Below are 17597 nucleotides of genomic sequence, written 5' to 3'. Positions count from 1 at the left end.
CATGTCGACGACGCTCGCCACCGCTGTGCGCCATCAGCCGCCGCCCGTCATCGCGGAGCCGGTCATCGAAGTGCGCGATGTCACGAAACGCTACGGCAGGACCGTGATTCACGAGCACCTGAATCTCGACGTGCGGCGCGGCGAGATCGTGGCGCTGCTCGGCGGCTCGGGTTCCGGCAAGACCACGCTCGTCCGGCAGATTCTGGGACTCGAATCGCCGACATCGGGCACCATTCGCGTGCTCGGCGAAGAGTGGGCGCGCATGGACGAAGAGACCGCCAAGATGCTGCGCACGCGCTCCGGCATGCTGTTTCAGCAAGGCGCGCTGTTCTCGTCGCTGACGGTGTACGACAACATCGCGCAGCCGTTTCGCGAACTCGGCAAGATTCCCGAAGATCTGATCCGCGAGTTCGTGATGCTCAAGCTCGAAATGGTCGGGCTGTCGTGCAAGCACGCGAGCAAGATGCCGTCGGCGCTGTCGGGCGGCATGGTGAAGCGCGTCGGCATCGCGCGGGCGATTGCGCTGGAACCCGAACTGCTGTTCCTCGACGAGCCGACCGCGGGCCTCGACCCGAAGGCATCGGACGAATTCGTCGATCTCATCGCAACGCTGCACCGCGCGCTCGGCCTCACGGTCGTGATGGTCACGCACGATCTCGATACGATGGTCGCGCTGTCCACGCGCGTCGCCGTGCTGGCCGACCGGCGCGTGCTCGTCGCGGCGCCCGTCGAAGAGGCGGTGGCGGTGGATCATCCGTTCATCCGCGAGTATTTTCTGGGGCGGCGCGGACGCCGCGCGCTTGCCGCACTGCCGCCCGAGCGCCGCGCGAAGCTGCCCGCCGTCGCGCTCGACGACGCCTCGACCATCGTCAGATAGCCGACGCCACGCCCACAGAAAGAAGGAACCCGCCGATGGAAAACAAATCACACGCGTTCTGGACCGGGCTGTTCACCATCGTGCTCGTGCTGGCGATCGCGTTCGCGGCGTTCTTCTTCAACGTCGATCGCACCGTGCGCGTGCCGTACGACCTGATCGCGCGGACCAACGTGACGGGTCTTTTCACCGATGCCTCCGTGCGTTATCGCGGTCTCGGCGTCGGCAAGGTAGAGTCGATCCGCTTCGACAAGTCGCATCCGGGGCAAATTCGCATCCGCATTCTCGTCGACCAGAACGCGCCGATGACGCATTCCACCTTCGCGACGCTCGGCTTTCAGGGCGTGACGGGCATCGCGTTCGTGCAACTCGACGACACCGGCAAGGACACGAGAGCGCTCGCTTCGTCGCCGCAGCACGTCGCCGAAGTGCCGATGCGCCCCGGCCTCTTCGAGCAGTTGCAGGAACGCGGCGAAGTGATTTTGCGCCGCTTCGAGCGCCTGTCCGACGATGCGGATAAATTCCTCTCCGACGACGTGCGCAATCAGCTCATGGACACCGCGAAGAGTCTGCAGGGCGCGGCGGATGGCATTGCCTCGCTGGCGAATCAGGCCGGGCCCGCCACGGCGCGCCTGCCGCAGACGCTGCAACAGCTCGACCGCACGCTGGCATCGACGAATGCGTTCGTCCAGAATCTGAGCCGCGAAAACGGCCCGTTCGTGACGAATCTGAACAAGGCGGGCAACGCGGCGCAACAGGCGGCGACGTCGCTCGCCGACATGAACGAATCGCTGCGCGAGATGACGGCGCGCGTGGGCTTCGAGGCGCTGCCGCGGCTCTATTCGTTCACCGAGGATCTGGGCAGCGCCGCGCGTTCCGTCGACCGCGCCGCCGATACGTTCAGCGCGAGCCCGCGCAGCGTATTGTTCGGTGCGCCGTCGATGCCGCCGGGGCCGGGCGAGCCGGGCTTCGTCTGGCCGGCGAATCCGGCGCGTTGAAAAGGAATCTCATGGGACATACACAGTTGAACCGAACGTCGCTCGCGCTCGTGTTCATGGCGATGCTGGCGGGCTGCGCGTCGAACGCGACGGTCGCGCCCGACGCGCGCTATGACCTCGGCGCACCGCCAACATCGACGGAAACGAAAGCGCTGCCGCCCGTCAAGGTGCTCGCCGTCGGCGCGCCGCGCAGCCTGGAAACCGACGCGTTCGTCTACCGGATGAGCTATGCCGACGCGCAACGCACAGGCACCTATGCCAACAGCCATTGGACGATGCCGCCCGCGCAACTCCTGACGCAGCGCGTGCGCGCGGCGCTGGCGGCGCGCGGCCCGGTGCTGACGGGCGCCGATACGGTGCGCGCGGCGCTGCTGGAAGTCGAACTGACCGGCTTCGAGCAGGTCTTTGATGCGCCTGAGCGGAGCCACGGCGCGGTGTCGGTGCGCGCGACGCTCACGCAGCAGGGCCGCGTGGTCGCGCAGCGGGCGTTCGCCGCGAGCGCGCCCGCGCCGACTGCGGACGCACCCGGCGGGGCGCGGGCGCTCGCGGCGGCATCGGACGATCTGATCGCACAACTGAGCGCGTGGCTCGATGCGCAGCCGCTCGCCGCGTCACGATGACATCGACACATCGCGCAACTTCGCCCGCACGCTCGCACGCAACGTCGCTCGAACGGAGGCGCTCGGGCGGCTCATGACGATCAAGCAATGGCAGCGCCGCCCGTCGGCGTTTTCGCGGCAGGCGCTCATCGCGTATGCGGCGCTCGTCGTGTACGGCTCGCTCTATCCGTTTTCTGGCTGGCGATCGCTCGGCATCGGGCCGCTCGCGTTTCTCACCGATCCGCTGCCGCAATATGTGACCGCGTTCGACGTCGTCACGAACGTGCTGGGCTACATGCCGCTCGGCGCGCTGATCGTGCTCGCGCTGTATCCGCGCTGGCGGGGGGCGGCGGCGGTGTGCGCGGCGTTTATCGGCGGCGGCTTGCTGTCGGGTGTGATGGAGTCCATCCAGACCTATCTGCCGACGCGCGTGTCGTCGAATCTCGATCTCGCCGCGAATGCGCTCGGCGCGCTCGTGGGCGGCGTGCTCGTTGCGCCCGCGACCAGCGCGCTGCTCGATCGGGGCTTGCTGAGGCGGATCCGCTTCACGTGGTTCGAGCGGCATGGCGCGTATGTCATCGGGCTGTCGGCGTTGTGGCCGTTCGCGGCGATGTTCCCCGCGCCGTATCTCTTCGGCGGCGGCGACCTGCCGCGCGTGCTGTGGGAGAACCTCGATCCGGCGATGCAGGACGCGATCCTCGCCTGGACGCCCGCGTCATGGGACATCGAAAGCTGGCCGGACCGGCTCGGCGGGCTGCTGCCCGACGATTCATGGGAAGCGCTCATCACGTCGTCGAATCTCTTTGCGGCGCTCGTGCTCGTGACGCTGCTCACGCGCGAACGCGCGCCGCGCATCCGGCTGATGCTCGGCCTGATCGTCGCGACGCTGTTCGCGAAAGCGGGCGCGTCGTTCCTGCAATCGCACGCGGGCCTGACATTCGACTGGGCCACCGATGGCGCGCTCGAAGGCATCGGCATCGGCGCGGCGGCGGGCGTGCTGTCGGTCGCGCTGCCGCGTGCGCTGCGGGCGGCGCTGGCAGGCGGGGCGCTCGTCGTCGGGCTCGCGCTCGTCAATGTGCTGCCGGTGAATCCGTACTTCGACATCGTGCTCGCCGACTGGCGGCAGGGGCGGTATCTGCACTTCAACGGGCTGCTGCACTGGCTCGCGTGGGTGTGGCCGTATGCGGCGCTCGGCTGGCTCGCGTCGGCGGCGGAACGGGCGTGGTTCACGCGGCGGCGCGTGGCCAACGCGGGCGGCGCGGGCAACGAGCGCTGACGGCAGGCCGCAACATCGCTCGCTATAATCGACCGACACTCATTCGCCCGGCGCGCCCGATACTCATGGACTCTTTCTACAAGTACCACGTGTTCTTCTGCCTCAATCAGCGCGACGCCGACGCCACGCGGCCGAGCTGCGCGAATTGCAACGCGCAGGAGATGCAGGAGCACGCGAAAAAGCGCGTGAAGAAGCTCGGGCTCGCGGGGGAGGGCAAGGTGCGGATCAACAAGGCGGGCTGCCTCGACCGCTGCGAGCTGGGACCGGTCGTGGTCGTGTATCCGGAGGGCACGTGGTACACGTATGTCGATGAAACGGACATCGACGAAATCGTCGATTCGCATCTCGCCAACGGGAAGATCGTCGAGCGTCTTCTCATCGACCAACCGGTTTAACGAACGCCTCGCCGCATGAACGCGCAAACAGAAAAATTCCTGATCGACGGGCCGGCCGGCAAGATCGAGGTCGCGCTCGACCGGACCGACGCCGCGCCGCGAGGCATTGCGCTCGTCGCGCATCCCCATCCGCTCTTCGGCGGCACGATGGACAACAAGGTGGCGCAGACGCTCGCGCGGACCTTCGTTCAGCTCGGGTACACGACCTATCGCTCCAATTTCCGCGGCGTCGGGCAGACGGAAGGCGAGCACGACAACGGCATCGGCGAGCGCGAAGACCTGCTGACGGTCATCGCTCACATGCGCGCGCAGCCCGGGCAAAGCGATGTGCCTATCGTGCTCGCGGGCTTTTCGTTCGGCACCTTCGTGCTGTCGCATGTCGCCAAACGCATGATGGACGAAGGGCAGGCGATCGAGCGCATGGTGTTTGTCGGCACGGCGGCGAGCCGCTGGGAGGTGGCTCCGGCGCCCGAGAACACGCTCGTGATTCACGGCGAAGTGGACGACACCGTGCCGATCGCATCCGTCTACGACTGGGCGCGTCCGCAGGAATTGCCGGTCGTCGTGATTCCCGGCGGCGAACACTTCTTTCACCGCAAGCTGCATATCCTGAAGCGCGTGATCGTCGACGCATGGCGGTAACGCCTCGCGTGAATCGACCTTGGAAACGTGCATAGGCATCGCCTGAAAAGCGCAAATTCGGGCGAATCACGGGCAGATTGGCCGCAAAGGCGCTCTGAGCCGCGCGTATAATGGCGCAGAATTTTTTCGCCGCCCGTTCGCGTTCAGCTTGCGTTTTGCTTGCCGCAAAGCGAGAGCGAATCGGTTCCGGCGAAAAGCCCGACGCCTGAGCTCCGGCTCCCATGCCGGCCAACGCGACGTTTCGAAAACAAACGTTTGAGAACCGATGGCGCGGCTGTCTGTCGAATGAGCGCTCTTCGCTGCGGCACCGCAAGTGCCGGTTGTCCGGCCCCCGGACAATCAGGCGAAGCGCCGACCGGCATCGACGGTCTGCCTGTTCAACCCGCGCTTCGCCGCCCTGGATCATTCCAGGCGAAGCGCCGACGCACTTTCTGCCGACCGATCCTATGCGCTTTTTCCCTTCCGGCTTTTCTGTCCCGTCCGTTTCTGTTTCCGCTCCTGCTGCTTCTGTAAGGCTTCGCGCACTGAAGGCCGCCATCGTGTTGCCGGCGGTGTTCGCCGCCGCGAGCGCATTTGCGCAAGTGCCGCCGCCCGCGGTGACGGCCCGCTCGTGGGTGCTCGTCGACGCCACCAGCAATCAGGTGCTTGCATCGGGCAATCCCGACGAGCGCGTCGAACCGGCATCGCTGACCAAGCTGATGACCGCTTATCTCGTCTTCGACGCGCTGAAAGCGAAGAAGATCAACATGGATCAGACCGTGATGCCGAGCGAGGCCGTGCGCCGCGTGCGGACGGACGAGTCGCGCATGTTCATCGAGGCGAACAAGCCCGTCACGGTGCATGACCTCGTGTACGGCATGATCATCCAGTCGGGCAATGACGCGGCCATCGCGCTGGCGGAACTGGTCGGCGGCAGCGAGGCTAACTTCGTCAATCTGATGAACGGCGCCGCGCAGCGCATCGGCATGAAGCACACGCACTATGCCGACGTGAACGGCATGCCCGATCCGCAGCACTACACCACGGCAGGCGATCTCGCCGTGCTGTCGACGCGCCTGATCCGCGACTTCCCCGAGTACTACAGCATCTTCTCGGAGCGGGAGTTCACGTATAACAAGATCAAGCAGCCGAACCGCAACCGCCTGTTGTGGCTCGACTCCAGCGTCGACGGCCTGAAGACCGGCCACACGAAAGCCGCTGGCTACTGCCTGATCGCGACGGCCAAGCGCCCGCTCGTCGGCACGCCGGACGCGAGCCGCCGCCTCGTCGCCGTGATGATGGGCGAGCCGAAGGAATCGGCGCGCGTGCAGGACAGCCTGAAGATGCTGAGCTACGGCTACACCGCGTATGACGCGCTGCGTCTCTTCAAGGCGAATCAGGTGGTCGAATCGCCGCGCGTGTACAAGGGCGCGGCGGACAACGTGCAGGCGGGGGTATCGACGGATCAGTACATCACCGTGCCGAAGGGTCTCGGCGACAAGGTGAAGCCGACGATCACGCGCAACGATGTGATCATCGCGCCGGTGAAGAAGGGCCAGCAGGTCGGCACCGTCCGGATGATGGCCGATGGCAAGGAAGTCGCGCAGTTCCCGCTCGTCGCGCTGCAGGAAGTGCCGGAAGCGGGCCTCTTTGGCCGCCTGTGGGATTCCGCGCTGCTGATGTGGCAGAAGCGGAAGTAATACGCGTTTGTTTCCGAACGGAGCGGCAACGATGAATCCGAACCACGCCGATGTATTCGACCCGACGGTCTATCTGAACGGCGAATGGGGGCCGCTTTCCGAAGCGCGCATTCCGGTGCTGGATCGCGGGTTCATCTTCGGCGACGGCGTCTATGAAGTCGTGCCGCTCTACGCGCAGGCCGGCGGTGCGCGTCTGCCGTTCCGGCTCGCGCAGCATCTTGCGCGCTTGAATCGCAGTCTCGGCAAGATTCGCATCGACAATCCTTTCGACGATGCCGGCTGGCGCGCGCTGATTCATCGCGCGATCGAGGCGAACGCCGGCCCCGGCGATGCGCTCGTCTATATTCAGGTCACGCGCGGCGTTGCGGCGAAGCGCGGGCACGCCTTTCCGGCGGGCATCACGCCGACCGTGTTCGTGATGCTGAGTCAGGTCGCCTATCCGAGCGACGCGAGCCGCGCGCAAGGCGCGGTGGCCGTGACCGCCGAGGACAAACGCTGGCTGCATTGCGACATCAAATCGATATCGCTGCTCGGCAACGTGCTGATGGCGCAACACGCGGCGGAACACGACGCGCTCGAAACCATCCAGTTGCGCGACGGCTTGCTTACGGAAGGATCATCCTCAAATGTGTGGATTGTTGCAGGCGGCACGCTGCTGGGCGCGCCGCGCGGACCGCGCATTCTCGAAGGCATTCGCTACGGGCTGATCGAGGAACTGGCGGCCGAGGCGGGCATTCCGTTCGAGGAACGCGACGTCACCGAGGCCGAGCTGCGCGCCGCCGATGAAGTCATGATCAGTTCGGCGACGAAGGAAGTGATGCCGATTACGACGCTCGATGGAAAGCGCGTCGGCGACGGCCGTCCCGGCCCGGTCTATGCTGCGCTATACGATGCCTACCAGCGGGCGAAGGCGCGGGAATTCGCGAATCAGGCGAGCCGCGCAGGTTAAGGAGAAAGCCATGTCCGATTCCACCAAACAACCTTCCAGCACCGACGACCTCTTCAATTTTCCGTGCGATTTCCCGATCAAGGTGATGGGCAAGTCGCACCCTGAATTTCAGGACACCATCGTCACGGTTATCCGCGAGTTCGACGGCGAGTTCGACGTGACGCGCGTCGAAACACGGCCGTCGTCGGGCGGCAATTACACCGGGCTCACGTGCACCGTGCGCGCGCAGAATCGCGCGCATCTGGACGACATCTATCGCGCGCTCACCGGTCATCCGATGGTCAAGGTAGTGCTCTGAGATTGCCTGCGGGCGCATCGCACACGGCGGGGGTGCGCTCGTAGAGCAGGCGGAACTGTTCCGCTTCCGCGAAAATCCATTCACGAAACGCCTGAACGCGGGCCGTAGTCAGCAACTCGGGCAGGCAGACGAAGAAATAGGTCCACGGGCTCGGACCATCGACGTTGAAAAGCCGCACCAGCCTTCCCGCGATGATTTCCTGCATCGCGAGCGAGCGCCGCACGAGCGCAATCCCCTGGCCATCGATGGCCGCCTGCAGCAAATTCGACGAATCCTCGTATAAGACGCCGCGCTTCGGCTCGGGCACGTCGGGGAGACCGGCTGCGTCGAACCACGGGCGCCAGAGTTCGTCGCTCGAACGAAGGAGCTGGAAATTCGGCAAATCTGCGGGTGCGCGAGGCAACTGGCCGCCGTTGAAACGCGGCGAGCAGGCCGGGAAGAACACTTCGTCGAGCAAGGGTTCGGCGTGCACGCCGGCGTATTTGCCGAAACCGAAGCGGATGGCCAGATCGACGTCGTCGCGGTTGAAATCGGTGAGCGAACTGGTCGACAGCAATTCGAGATCGAATTCCGGATGCCTCTCGATGAACCCGCCCACGCGCGACGTGAGCCAGCGCGCGGAGAATGACGGAATCGTCGATACGACCAGCCGCCGGTCGCGATCGCCCGCGCGGATGCGTCGCGTCGATTCGGCCATCGCGACGAGGGCCGCGCGCACATCCGCCGCGTACTGGCGGCCACGGTCGGTCAGCCGCACGCGCTTGCCGTCGCGGGCAAACAGCGTGACGGCCAGTTCCGCTTCCAGCGCGCGAATCTGATGGCTGACCGCGCCGTGCGTGACGAAAAGTTCGTCGGCGGCGCGCGAGAAGCTCTCGTGACGCGCGGCGGCTTCGAAGGCGCGCAGCGCGTTCAACGCGGGCAACTGGCGCAGGTCCATGTGGATCGATGTCGAGGGGTTTGTCAATTCGGCTCACATAGCGGTGAAAATTGATCGTTTTGTCGGATGCCTTGCTACGCCTAGGATTGTAGTCATCGAAACGTTCCCTTGGCGGAGTGGATCATGCGAGAAATATCGACAAGCATCACCTTTGAAATCAAGCCGGGCGAAACGGTGCCGATGCGCATCGCGCGCAGCACGCGGCTCACCGTTCATGGCGCCCGGGTCTGGGCGACGCGCAGCGACGACATCGAGGATTACTGGCTCGCGCCCGGCGATCGCCTCAAGCTGCGCAGCCGCGAACGCTTGTGGCTATCGGTGGAGGGCGACAAGCCGGCGTGCATCGTCTTCACGATGATGCCGCGCCGCGACGAACGCGCGATCCGTTGGCTGTCGAGCGCGATCGAGCGCCTCACGCAGCGTGCGCGCGCCGGCTGGCGCACCGTCTGAGCGCGCGTTTCCTTCCAGCACGGGCGGGCATGGAGCGATTTCGGTAAACTACCGGAACCATGTCCGCCACGCCGCTTGCCCTCTCCCCCGAGCCTTCCCCAGATACCGCCGGCGTCCTGCACGACGTCAGGCTGCGCTGGCGCGGCGTCGAGCCGTACGGCGAAAGTTTCGACGCTATGCGCGCGTTCACCGACGCCCGCACGCCGGACACGCCCGATGAAATCTGGCTCGTCGAACATCCTCAAGTGTTCACGCTCGGCCTCGCGGGCGATCCCGCGCACCTCTTGCTGGCCGACAGCGGCATTCCGCTCGTCAAGGTGGATCGCGGCGGGCAGATCACCTATCACGGGCCGGGGCAGATCGTCGCTTACCTGCTGTTCGATTTGCGCCGCCGCAAGCTGATGGTGCGCGAGCTGGTGCGGCGCATCGAAGAGGCCGTCATCGAAACGCTCGCGACGTATAATCTCGCGACCGACCGCAAGGCTAGCGCGCCCGGCATTTACGTCGCGACGCCGTCGCCGGAGCAGGCGCGGCAAGGCGCGAACGTTCGTCTGCATCAAGCGCATGAGGGCGCGAAGATCGCCGCGCTCGGGCTCAAGATCCGCAATGGCTGCAGCTATCACGGCGTCAGCCTGAACGTAAAGATGGATCTGCGACCGTTCCTCGCGATCAACCCGTGCGGCTACGCGGGACTCGAAACGGTCGACATGGCGACGCTCGGCGTCACCGCCGACTGGCACGACGTGGCACTCACGCTTGCCGAAAGACTGGCGCTTCAGATAGACGGCTCACAGGGCGCCGCCGCTCAACCGCAAGACGGCGCGAGCCGTTTCGCTGCATCTACCGGACCAACCGAATGACTGACGCAACCGCAAACCTGGCCGGCGACACCGCTTCATCGGCGCCTGTTTCCACCACCGCTGATTACGACGCAACCGCGAAGCAGAAGGCGCAGGCGAAGACATCGCGCATTCCGATCAAGGTCGTGCCGATCGAGAAGCTCAAGAAGCCGGACTGGATTCGCGTGCGCACGGCGACGGGCAATTCGCGGTTTTACGAGATCAAGCAGATTCTGCGCGAGCACAACCTGCATACGGTGTGCGAAGAGGCGAGCTGCCCGAACATCGGCGAATGTTTCGGCAAGGGCACGGCCACGTTCATGATCATGGGCGACAAGTGCACGCGCCGCTGCCCGTTCTGCGATGTCGGTCACGGCCGCCCCGATCCGCTCGATGCCGAAGAGCCGATCAACCTCGCGCGCACCATCGGCGCGCTGAAGCTGAAATACGTGGTGATTACGAGCGTCGACCGTGACGATCTGCGCGATGGCGGCGCGGCGCATTTCGTCGAGTGCATCCGGCAGGTGCGCGAGCATTCGCCGGAAACGCGCATCGAGATTCTGACGCCGGATTTCCGCGGCCGTCTGGATCGCGCGATCAACATTCTGACCGCCGCTCCGCCCGACGTGATGAATCACAACCTCGAAACGGTGCCGCGTCTCTATAAGGAAGCGCGTCCGGGCTCGGATTATCACCACTCGCTGAAGCTGCTGAAGGATTTCAAGGCGCTGCATCCCGAAGTCGCGACGAAGTCGGGCCTGATGGTCGGTCTCGGCGAAACCGAGGAAGAGATTCTTCAGGTGATGCGCGATCTGCGGGCGCACGACGTCGATATGCTGACGATCGGCCAGTACTTGCAGCCGTCCGAGCACCATTTGCCGGTGCGGGCTTACGTGCATCCGGACACGTTCAAGATGTACGAGGAAGAAGCGTACAAGATGGGCTTCACGCACGCGGCGGTCGGCGCGATGGTGCGGTCGAGCTATCACGCGGACGTTCAGGCGCACGGCGCTGGAGTCGTTTAAAGAGAGCGTGTGCTTCGGGCAGCAAAGAAAACCCACGGTGACGTGGGTTTTTTTTCGGGCGTTCGAATTGTCCAGAGCCTCGGACGCCCGCGTTCCGGATTTCCGGAAACCGGGACTGTCTGCGCATGCTCCTTGCAAAAAACCTCGGCGCGACAAGCACTTAGGCGAAAAACGAAGCTGGCATCGCCCTTGCAATGAGAAAGGCACGGCCCGCCAAGCCGCTCATAAAAGTCAAGGAGACACGCCGATGACCCCTTTCGCATCCAGCCGTCCATAAATCCGTCGACGTAGCGGCTCTCGCTTACGCGACGCGATCCGGCGTGCGCGGCTTCCCCGCGCAACGACGCTTTGCCCGCTCTTCGCGGCTCGCCGCTGGCGCTCTTTTGCCAACTGCCTGATCTTGTCTGGAACCATCGTGAAGAAACCTTTCTATAAAGTCTTGTACGTGCAGGTGCTCGCTGCCATCGCCATCGGCATCTTGCTCGGGCATTTCTATCCCTCGCTCGCCACCGACATGAAACCGCTCGGTGACGCCTTCATCAAGCTCATCAAGATGGTCATCGGACCGATCATCTTCTGCACCGTCGTCACCGGCATCGCCGGGATGGAGGACATGAAGAAAGTCGGGCGCGTGGGCGGCAAGGCGCTGCTGTACTTCGAGGTCGTGTCGACGTTCGCGCTGGTTCTCGGCCTGATCGCCACGCACGTGCTGAAACCGGGTGTCGGCTTCAACGTCGATCCGGCCACGCTCGACCACAAGGCGATCGATACCTACGCCGCGAAGGCGCACGGCCAGACCACGGTCGACTTCTTCATGCACCTCATTCCGGACACGCTCGTGTCGGCGTTCTCGCAAGGCGAAATCCTGCAGATCCTGCTGATCGCGCTGCTGTTCGGCTCAGTGCTCGCGCATCTCGGCGAGCGCGGCAAGGTGGTCACGACGTTCATCGAAGGTCTGTCGGGCGTGCTGTTCGGCATGGTCGGCATCATCACGAAGCTCGCGCCGATCGGTGCGTTCGGCGCGATGGCGTTCACCATCGGCAAGTACGGCATCGGCTCGCTCGTGCCGATGCTCAAGCTCATCGGCACGTTCTATCTGACGTCGATCGTGTTCGTCATCGTGGTGCTGGGCACCATCGCGCGGATGGTCGGGTTCTCGGTGCTGCGCTTCATCGCGTACATCAAGGAAGAGATGCTGATCGTGCTCGGCACGAGTTCGTCCGAAGCCGCGCTGCCGCAACTGATGCTCAAGCTCGAAAAGCTCGGCTGCTCGCGTTCGGTCGTGGGTCTCGTGGTGCCGACCGGCTATTCGTTCAACCTCGACGGCACCAACATCTACATGACGATGGCCGTGCTGTTCATCGCGCAGGCGACGAATACGGACCTGTCCTGGGGCCAGCAGTTGACGCTTCTCGCGGTCACGATGCTGACCTCGAAGGGCGCAAGCGGCGTGACGGGCGCGGGCTTTATCACGCTGGCGGCGACGCTGGCCGTGGTGCCGACCATTCCGCTGTCCGGCATGGTGCTGATTCTCGGCATCGACCGCTTCATGAGCGAATGCCGCGCGCTGACCAATATCGTCGGCAATGGCGTGGCGACGGTCGTGGTGTCGGCGTGGGAGCGCGAGCTCGACCGCAACAAGCTGCGCGCCGCGCTGAGTCGCGGCGGCGACGACACCGAAGCGGAAACCGTCTAAGCGATCCGCGCCGGTAAAGCCATGCAACGCGCGGCGAAGCATCGATCGGCGAATGCTTCGCCGCACGCGTCAGGCCCGGCGTACCCCGAAAACGCGTATGCCACAATGACGGATTCTCACTCGCGGGAATCTGTTCAAGTGACGCGCCGCATCCTCGTGTTCTTCGCGCTGCTTGCGCTGCTCACGGCGTGCTGCGCGCTCACGTGGCATATCGCATGGCAGCGCGGTATCGACGAGTTGCGGCGCAATGCGGCCGCCCGCGTCGACCGCACGACGAGCACGCTCAAGAGCACGCTCGACCGCTACGAATACCTTCCGTATCTTCTTTCACGCCACCCGTTCGTGCAGGACGTGCTGGCCGCGCCCGATGCGCGCAACGTCGATCGGGCGAACCGCTATCTCGAAGACCTCAATCGCCGCTCGCACGCGACCGCGACCTATCTGATCCGCGCCGATGGCTTTTGCGTCGCAGCGAGCAACTGGCGCGGGCCCGACAGCTTCGTCGGCGTGGAATATCACTTCCGGCCGTATTTCGTCGATGCCATGAAAGGCGGCGTCGGACGTTTCTTCGGACTCGGCACGATTTCGCTGGAGCCGGGCTATTACATCTCGCAGCCGGTGTATCGGGAAGGCTCGCACGAACTGATCGGCGTGGCCGTCGTCAAGCTGAACCTCGAATGGCTGCAGGGCGCGGATGCGTCGGAACCGCTGCTCGTCACCGACGATCACGGCGTGATCTTTCTGTCGTCGGTGCCGTCTTGGAAATATCACACGGTGCGGCCGCTGCCGCAGAGCGTCGAGGCGTCGGTCTATTCGACGCGCCAGTACGCGCAGCAGCCGATCACGCCGCTGCCGATGTCCGTCGTCGAGACGCTCGAAGGCGGCGCGCAGATCGTGCGCGTCGGCGGCGGGCTGAACGCGCCGAGCTTCCTCGCGACGCGACGCTCCATCGGCGAACCGGACTGGCAATTGATCACGATGGCGCCGCTCGATCCCATCGAAAGCGCCGCGCAGACGGCGGTTGTCGTGACCGCGCTCGTGTTTCTGTCGCTGTGCTTGCTGGCGTTCTACTGGCGCATGCGCCGCGCGCGCGTGCGCGAGATGATCCGCAGCCGCGAGATGCTGCAGACGGCGTATGCGGAATTGAATCAGCGCGTCGCGGAGCGCACCGCGGATTTGTCGCAGGCGAACGCGCAACTGACGAAGGAAGTGAACGAGCGCACGCGCGCCGAACAGGATCTGCGCGCCGCTCACGACGAACTGATTCAGGCCAGCAAGCTCGCCGCGCTCGGACAGATGGCCGCCGGCATCACGCATGAACTCAATCAGCCGCTCGCGGCGCTGCGCAGTTTTTCCGACAATACGCGCGTGCTGATCGATCGCGGCGATCAGGCGGCGGCGCGCGAAAACCTCGAAGCGATTGCCTCGCTGACCGAGCGCATGGGCAAGATCACGAATCAGTTGAAGCTGTTCGTCGCGAAGGCGCGCCCGAAGAACGCGCGCACGGACGTGGCCCGCGCGCTGCGCAATGTCTTCGCGATGCTCGGTCCGCGTCTGAAGAACGTCACGCTGGACGTCGCGCCCGAACTCGAAGGCGAGGGCGCGGCCATTCACGTGCGCTGCGAGGATTTGCGGCTGGAGCAGGTGCTCATCAACCTGATCGGCAATGCGCTCGACGCCGTCGCTTCCTGCGATGCCCCGCGCATCGTCATCGAACTGGACGCGCGGCCGGACGCGGTCGAGATCATCGTGCGCGACAACGGTCCCGGCATTCCCGCCGATGCGTTGCCGCATCTGTTCGAACCGTTCTTCACGACGAAGGAGACGGGTCACGGACTCGGCCTCGGGCTCGCGATTTCATCGGCGATCGCGCGGGATTACGGCGGCACGCTCGTCGCGCGCAACGTCGTCGCGCCGATCGTCGCGGATGGCCCGGAAGGCGGCACGCAGGCCGACGCCGATCGCTCGCACGGCGCAGAATTCGTGTTGACGCTGCGTCGTGCATAGAAAACTGAATCGAGGCCAGACCATGACCACCGGCTTGCAGGTGATCTTCATCGAAGACGACGAACTCGTGCGGCGCGCGAGCGTCCAGAGCTTGCAACTCGCGGGCTTCGACGTGACGGGCCACGGGAGCGTCGAATCGGCCGCGCGCGCCATCGACGCGAATTTTCCCGGCGTGATCGTCAGCGATATCCGGCTGCCCGGCGCAAGCGGTCTCGATCTGCTCGCGCAGTGCCGCGAGCGCGCGCCGGAGGTGCCCGTGCTGCTCGTGACCGGTCACGGCGATATTTCGATGGCCGTCCAGGCGATGCGCGACGGCGCGTACGACTTCATCGAGAAGCCGTTCGCGTCCGAGCGGCTCGTGGAAGCGGTGCGGCGCGCGCTGGAGCGCCGCAAGCTCGTGCTCGAAAATCAGGCGTTGCGCCGCGAACTGGCGGAGCAGAGCAGCGTGGCGCCGCGCATCATCGGACGCAGCCCGGCGATCGAGCAGGTGCGCCGGCTGATCGCGAACGTCGCGCCGACGGATGCGTCCGTGCTCATCAACGGCGATACGGGCGCGGGCAAGGAACTGATCGCGCGCAGCCTGCACGATTTGTCGCCGCGTCGCGACAAGCCTTTTATCGCAGTGAATTGCGGCGCGCTGCCGGAGCCGATGTTCGAATCCGAGATGTTCGGCTTCGAAGCGGGCGCCTTCACCGGCGCGCAGAAGCGGCGCATCGGCAAGCTGGAGCACGCGTCGGGCGGCACGCTGTTTCTCGATGAAATCGAAAGCATGCCGCTTTCGCTACAGGTGAAACTGCTGCGCGTGTTGCAGGACGGCGTGCTCGAACGGCTCGGCTCGAATCAGCCGGTGCGGGCGAATCTGCGCGTCGTGGCGGCGGCGAAGGGCGACATGAACGAACACGTCGCCCAGGGCTCGTTCCGGCGCGATCTGCTGTATCGGCTCAATGTCGTGACGATCACGCTGCCGCCGCTCAACGAGCGCCGCGAAGACATCGTGCCGCTTTTCGAACACTTTCTGCTCGATGCCGCCGTGCGCTACGAGCGGCCCGCGCCGCTCATCACCGACCGCCAGCGCGCCGAACTGATGCAGCGCGACTGGCCCGGCAACGTGCGCGAACTGCGCAACGCGGCGGACCGGATGGTGCTCGGCGTGATCGACGATATCGGCGCATCGGCGGATTCGACGACGCAATCGCTCAAGGAGCGCACCGAGCAGTTCGAACGCGCGGTCATCGGGGAAACGCTGGAACAGTGCGGCGGCGCGGTCGCGGTGGCGGCGGATCGCTTGCAGGTCGGCAAGGCGACGCTTTACGAGAAGATCAAGCGGTACGGTCTCGCGGCAAAGGGCGATTCCGACCGCTAGACGCCATACAAACGACAACGCCCGCCGAAGCGGGCGTTGTTCATCGTGCGATGAGGCTCAGGCTGCCGAGCCGAGCGCCTTGTCCAGCAGCGCGTCGAGTTCCGCGAACGTCGGTTCGCCGACATAGCGCTTCAGGATCTTGCCGTTCTTGTCGATGACGAAGGTCGTCGGCGTGAGCTGCACGTTGCCGAACTGCTTGGCGGCGCTGCCGTCGTCCATGGCGACCTTGAACGGCAGATTGCGCGTTTGCGCGTAGTTGCTGACGTACATCGGGGCGTCGTAGCTCATCGCGACGGCGACGAATTCCAGGCCGCGCCCCTTGAACTTGTTGTACGTGTTGATCATGTCGGGCATTTCCTTCATGCAGGTCTCGCAGCTCGTCGCCCAGAAATTGACGAGATAGACCTTCCCTTTCAGGTCGGCCGAGGTCGAGATTTTTTGACCCGACAGCAGCGTGAACGTGGCATCGGGTACGCGCTGCTGGCCGCCGAACGCGAAATAGCCAGTGCACGCGATCACGCCGGCAATCAGCGCCATCACGATGTAACGCAACGGACTCTTCGCGCGTGCGGAAGTGGCTTCGGTGGTTTGGGACATGTGGAACCTCGAATTGCGGACTCGAGCGCCGCGATGGGCGCAATCGCAAAGAAACGTGCCAAGCATTCTACGCCAATCGCCCCATGAGGCGTCACAGTCGACGGCTCGCGCCAGCAGCCACGAGGGGCGACGCTGCGGCGCGATAATGATGCTTTTCCTGGCATCGATCGATATGAAGCGAGTTTCAACTTCCATCGCGGCGAATGTGCGCCGTTTTGCCGCAGGTCTTGCATCGCCGGTTGCGGCGATGTGCGCGTCGCTGGCTTGCGCTGCGCTCGTCGCCTGCACGCCTTCGTACGACTGGCGAACGATTCAGAACAACGACGACGGCTACGAAGTGACGCTGCCCGCCAAGCCCCGCGCGGCGGAGCGCAAAGTCGAAATCGCGGGCCAGTCGATGACGATGCGCATGCAAACCGCCGAAGCCAACGACGCAGTGTTCGCCGTCGGCACGGTCGTCCTGCCGAGCGCCGATCCGCAACTCCAGCGCGCGGCGCTCGACTATCTCGAACAGGGCCTTGCGCGGAACGTGAACGCGCGGCCGGACGCTCGCGCGACGCAGATAGAGCTTGCCGCCGGTGGCCGCGTGCTGGGCAGCGAGATGCGGGTAACGGGCCAAAGCGGTGATAAGCGCGAGGCGCGGACGATTCAGGCACGCTTCGTCGCGCGCGGTGCGCATGTCTATCAACTGGCCATCGTCGCGGACAAGACGCCGCCAGCCGAGCAGGCCGACCAGTTCTTTACGTCCTTTAAACTTTTTTAGAGGAATGCCTCGAATTAAGTTAACGCCGAGTTAAAAGGGCGCGTTGGCAACATCGCGCACTGAAAGTTCCTTCGAAGCAACGGCGCGTAATCCACGGATTTGTCAGGGCTTTTTTCACTATCCACAATATCTGTGGATAACTTTGTGGAAAAGAGTGCGCTGGAGGCATCAAAAGCCCGAGTCGCGCGGTTGCGCTTACTTTGCCCTCGT

General features: G+C 64.8%; 18 protein-coding genes. 16 read left to right on the top strand and 2 right to left on the bottom strand.

The window, feature by feature from the left end; genetic code table 11:
• Position 1 precedes the first annotated feature (1 nt).
• The 9 genes from LDZ21_RS12810 to LDZ21_RS12770 all read left to right on the top strand — a co-directional run bounded on the left by LDZ21_RS12810 (position 2) and on the right by LDZ21_RS12770 (position 7710).
• On the top strand, positions 2–877 hold the full coding sequence (locus LDZ21_RS12810) for an ABC transporter ATP-binding protein (RefSeq protein WP_244793616.1): 876 nt from the start codon (positions 2–4) through the stop codon (positions 875–877).
• Between the two features lie 35 nt (positions 878–912).
• Positions 913–1872, top strand: coding sequence for an MlaD family protein (locus tag LDZ21_RS12805; protein ID WP_244793615.1), 960 nt, complete (start codon positions 913–915; stop codon positions 1870–1872).
• A gap of 11 nt (positions 1873–1883) precedes the next feature.
• Entirely contained in the window at positions 1884–2492 is a 609-nt protein-coding gene (locus LDZ21_RS12800) for an ABC-type transport auxiliary lipoprotein family protein (RefSeq protein ID WP_244793614.1), read from the top strand.
• Between the two features lie 73 nt (positions 2493–2565).
• The gene (locus LDZ21_RS12795; RefSeq protein WP_244794847.1) at positions 2566–3747 is read left to right on the top strand and encodes a VanZ family protein; all 1182 of its coding nucleotides are present in this window, start codon (positions 2566–2568) and stop codon (positions 3745–3747) included.
• Positions 3748–3812: 65 nt separating this feature from the next.
• Positions 3813–4142, top strand: coding sequence for a (2Fe-2S) ferredoxin domain-containing protein (locus LDZ21_RS12790; RefSeq protein ID WP_035961872.1), 330 nt, complete (start codon positions 3813–3815; stop codon positions 4140–4142).
• Between the two features lie 15 nt (positions 4143–4157).
• Complete coding sequence (locus LDZ21_RS12785; protein WP_244793613.1) at positions 4158–4784, top strand: alpha/beta hydrolase; 627 nt, start codon at positions 4158–4160, stop codon at positions 4782–4784.
• A gap of 446 nt (positions 4785–5230) precedes the next feature.
• Positions 5231–6463 (top strand): D-alanyl-D-alanine carboxypeptidase family protein, encoded by a 1233-nt coding sequence (locus LDZ21_RS12780; protein ID WP_244793612.1) that lies wholly within the window; start codon positions 5231–5233, stop codon positions 6461–6463.
• Positions 6464–6494: 31 nt separating this feature from the next.
• Positions 6495–7412: a D-amino acid aminotransferase gene (locus tag LDZ21_RS12775; protein WP_244793611.1), complete on the top strand. Its 918-nt coding sequence runs from the start codon at positions 6495–6497 to the stop codon at positions 7410–7412.
• Positions 7413–7422: 10 nt separating this feature from the next.
• The gene (locus LDZ21_RS12770) at positions 7423–7710 is read left to right on the top strand and encodes a DUF493 family protein (protein WP_035961866.1); all 288 of its coding nucleotides are present in this window, start codon (positions 7423–7425) and stop codon (positions 7708–7710) included.
• Here LDZ21_RS12770 and LDZ21_RS12765 read toward each other — a convergent pair.
• Positions 7694–8647: a transcriptional regulator GcvA gene (locus LDZ21_RS12765; protein WP_244793610.1), complete on the bottom strand. Its 954-nt coding sequence runs from the start codon at positions 8645–8647 to the stop codon at positions 7694–7696. The genes LDZ21_RS12770 and LDZ21_RS12765 overlap by 17 nt on opposite strands.
• Before the next feature lie 123 nt (positions 8648–8770).
• Between LDZ21_RS12765 and LDZ21_RS12760 the strand changes: the two genes are divergently transcribed.
• The 6 genes from LDZ21_RS12760 to LDZ21_RS12735 all read left to right on the top strand — a co-directional run bounded on the left by LDZ21_RS12760 (position 8771) and on the right by LDZ21_RS12735 (position 16027).
• Complete coding sequence (locus LDZ21_RS12760) at positions 8771–9097, top strand: DUF2917 domain-containing protein (protein ID WP_244793609.1); 327 nt, start codon at positions 8771–8773, stop codon at positions 9095–9097.
• Between the two features lie 59 nt (positions 9098–9156).
• The gene (gene lipB, locus LDZ21_RS12755) at positions 9157–9957 is read left to right on the top strand and encodes a lipoyl(octanoyl) transferase LipB (protein WP_244793608.1); all 801 of its coding nucleotides are present in this window, start codon (positions 9157–9159) and stop codon (positions 9955–9957) included.
• Entirely contained in the window at positions 9954–10961 is a 1008-nt protein-coding gene (gene lipA, locus LDZ21_RS12750) for a lipoyl synthase (RefSeq protein WP_244793607.1), read from the top strand. Before lipB ends, lipA begins: the two co-directional genes overlap by 4 nt.
• A 415-nt stretch (positions 10962–11376) precedes the next feature.
• Positions 11377–12657 carry a dicarboxylate/amino acid:cation symporter gene (locus tag LDZ21_RS12745; protein ID WP_244793606.1) on the top strand — a complete coding sequence of 427 codons (1281 nt, stop codon included), beginning with the start codon at positions 11377–11379 and terminating at the stop codon, positions 12655–12657.
• Between the two features lie 21 nt (positions 12658–12678).
• Positions 12679–14664, top strand: coding sequence for a sensor histidine kinase (locus tag LDZ21_RS12740; RefSeq protein ID WP_404980489.1), 1986 nt, complete (start codon positions 12679–12681; stop codon positions 14662–14664).
• A gap of 22 nt (positions 14665–14686) precedes the next feature.
• A complete protein-coding gene (locus LDZ21_RS12735; protein WP_244793604.1) occupies positions 14687–16027 on the top strand; it encodes a sigma-54-dependent transcriptional regulator in 1341 nt (446 codons plus the stop codon).
• 57 nt (positions 16028–16084) lie between these two features.
• On the opposite strand, the gene LDZ21_RS12730 is transcribed toward LDZ21_RS12735, so the two are convergent.
• Positions 16085–16624, bottom strand: a complete 540-nt coding sequence (locus LDZ21_RS12730; protein ID WP_035961858.1) for a TlpA disulfide reductase family protein — start codon at positions 16622–16624, stop codon at positions 16085–16087.
• Between the two features lie 172 nt (positions 16625–16796).
• On the opposite strand from LDZ21_RS12730, the gene LDZ21_RS12725 reads away from it, so the two are divergent.
• Complete coding sequence (locus tag LDZ21_RS12725) at positions 16797–17387, top strand: hypothetical protein (protein WP_404980490.1); 591 nt, start codon at positions 16797–16799, stop codon at positions 17385–17387.
• The last annotated feature ends 210 nt before the right edge of the window (positions 17388–17597 follow it).

Origin of the sequence: Caballeronia grimmiae (genome assembly GCF_022879615.1) — a bacterium.
GTDB classification, from domain to species: domain Bacteria; phylum Pseudomonadota; class Gammaproteobacteria; order Burkholderiales; family Burkholderiaceae; genus Caballeronia; species Caballeronia grimmiae.
The sequence above is the reverse complement of the archived record's forward strand: the minus strand, read 5'-3'. Positions and strand labels throughout refer to the sequence as shown.

What these genes read in the sequence shown, in the direction of transcription:
- LDZ21_RS12810 (WP_244793616.1), top strand. Translation starts at nt 2, where the DNA reads ATGTCGACGACGCTCGCCACCGCTGTGCGCCATCAGCCGCCGCCCGTC.
- LDZ21_RS12805 (WP_244793615.1), top strand. Translation starts at nt 913, where the DNA reads ATGGAAAACAAATCACACGCGTTCTGGACCGGGCTGTTCACCATCGTG.
- LDZ21_RS12800 (WP_244793614.1), top strand. Translation starts at nt 1,884, where the DNA reads ATGGGACATACACAGTTGAACCGAACGTCGCTCGCGCTCGTGTTCATG.
- LDZ21_RS12795 (WP_244794847.1), top strand. Translation starts at nt 2,566, where the DNA reads ATGACGATCAAGCAATGGCAGCGCCGCCCGTCGGCGTTTTCGCGGCAG.
- LDZ21_RS12790 (WP_035961872.1), top strand. Translation starts at nt 3,813, where the DNA reads ATGGACTCTTTCTACAAGTACCACGTGTTCTTCTGCCTCAATCAGCGC.
- LDZ21_RS12785 (WP_244793613.1), top strand. Translation starts at nt 4,158, where the DNA reads ATGAACGCGCAAACAGAAAAATTCCTGATCGACGGGCCGGCCGGCAAG.
- LDZ21_RS12780 (WP_244793612.1), top strand. Translation starts at nt 5,231, where the DNA reads ATGCGCTTTTTCCCTTCCGGCTTTTCTGTCCCGTCCGTTTCTGTTTCC.
- LDZ21_RS12775 (WP_244793611.1), top strand. Translation starts at nt 6,495, where the DNA reads ATGAATCCGAACCACGCCGATGTATTCGACCCGACGGTCTATCTGAAC.
- LDZ21_RS12770 (WP_035961866.1), top strand. Translation starts at nt 7,423, where the DNA reads ATGTCCGATTCCACCAAACAACCTTCCAGCACCGACGACCTCTTCAAT.
- LDZ21_RS12765 (WP_244793610.1), bottom strand. Translation starts at nt 8,647, where the DNA reads ATGGACCTGCGCCAGTTGCCCGCGTTGAACGCGCTGCGCGCCTTCGAA.
- LDZ21_RS12760 (WP_244793609.1), top strand. Translation starts at nt 8,771, where the DNA reads ATGCGAGAAATATCGACAAGCATCACCTTTGAAATCAAGCCGGGCGAA.
- lipB (WP_244793608.1), top strand. Translation starts at nt 9,157, where the DNA reads ATGTCCGCCACGCCGCTTGCCCTCTCCCCCGAGCCTTCCCCAGATACC.
- lipA (WP_244793607.1), top strand. Translation starts at nt 9,954, where the DNA reads ATGACTGACGCAACCGCAAACCTGGCCGGCGACACCGCTTCATCGGCG.
- LDZ21_RS12740 (WP_404980489.1), top strand. Translation starts at nt 12,679, where the DNA reads ATGCAACGCGCGGCGAAGCATCGATCGGCGAATGCTTCGCCGCACGCG.
- LDZ21_RS12735 (WP_244793604.1), top strand. Translation starts at nt 14,687, where the DNA reads ATGACCACCGGCTTGCAGGTGATCTTCATCGAAGACGACGAACTCGTG.
- LDZ21_RS12730 (WP_035961858.1), bottom strand. Translation starts at nt 16,624, where the DNA reads ATGTCCCAAACCACCGAAGCCACTTCCGCACGCGCGAAGAGTCCGTTG.
- LDZ21_RS12725 (WP_404980490.1), top strand. Translation starts at nt 16,797, where the DNA reads ATGAAGCGAGTTTCAACTTCCATCGCGGCGAATGTGCGCCGTTTTGCC.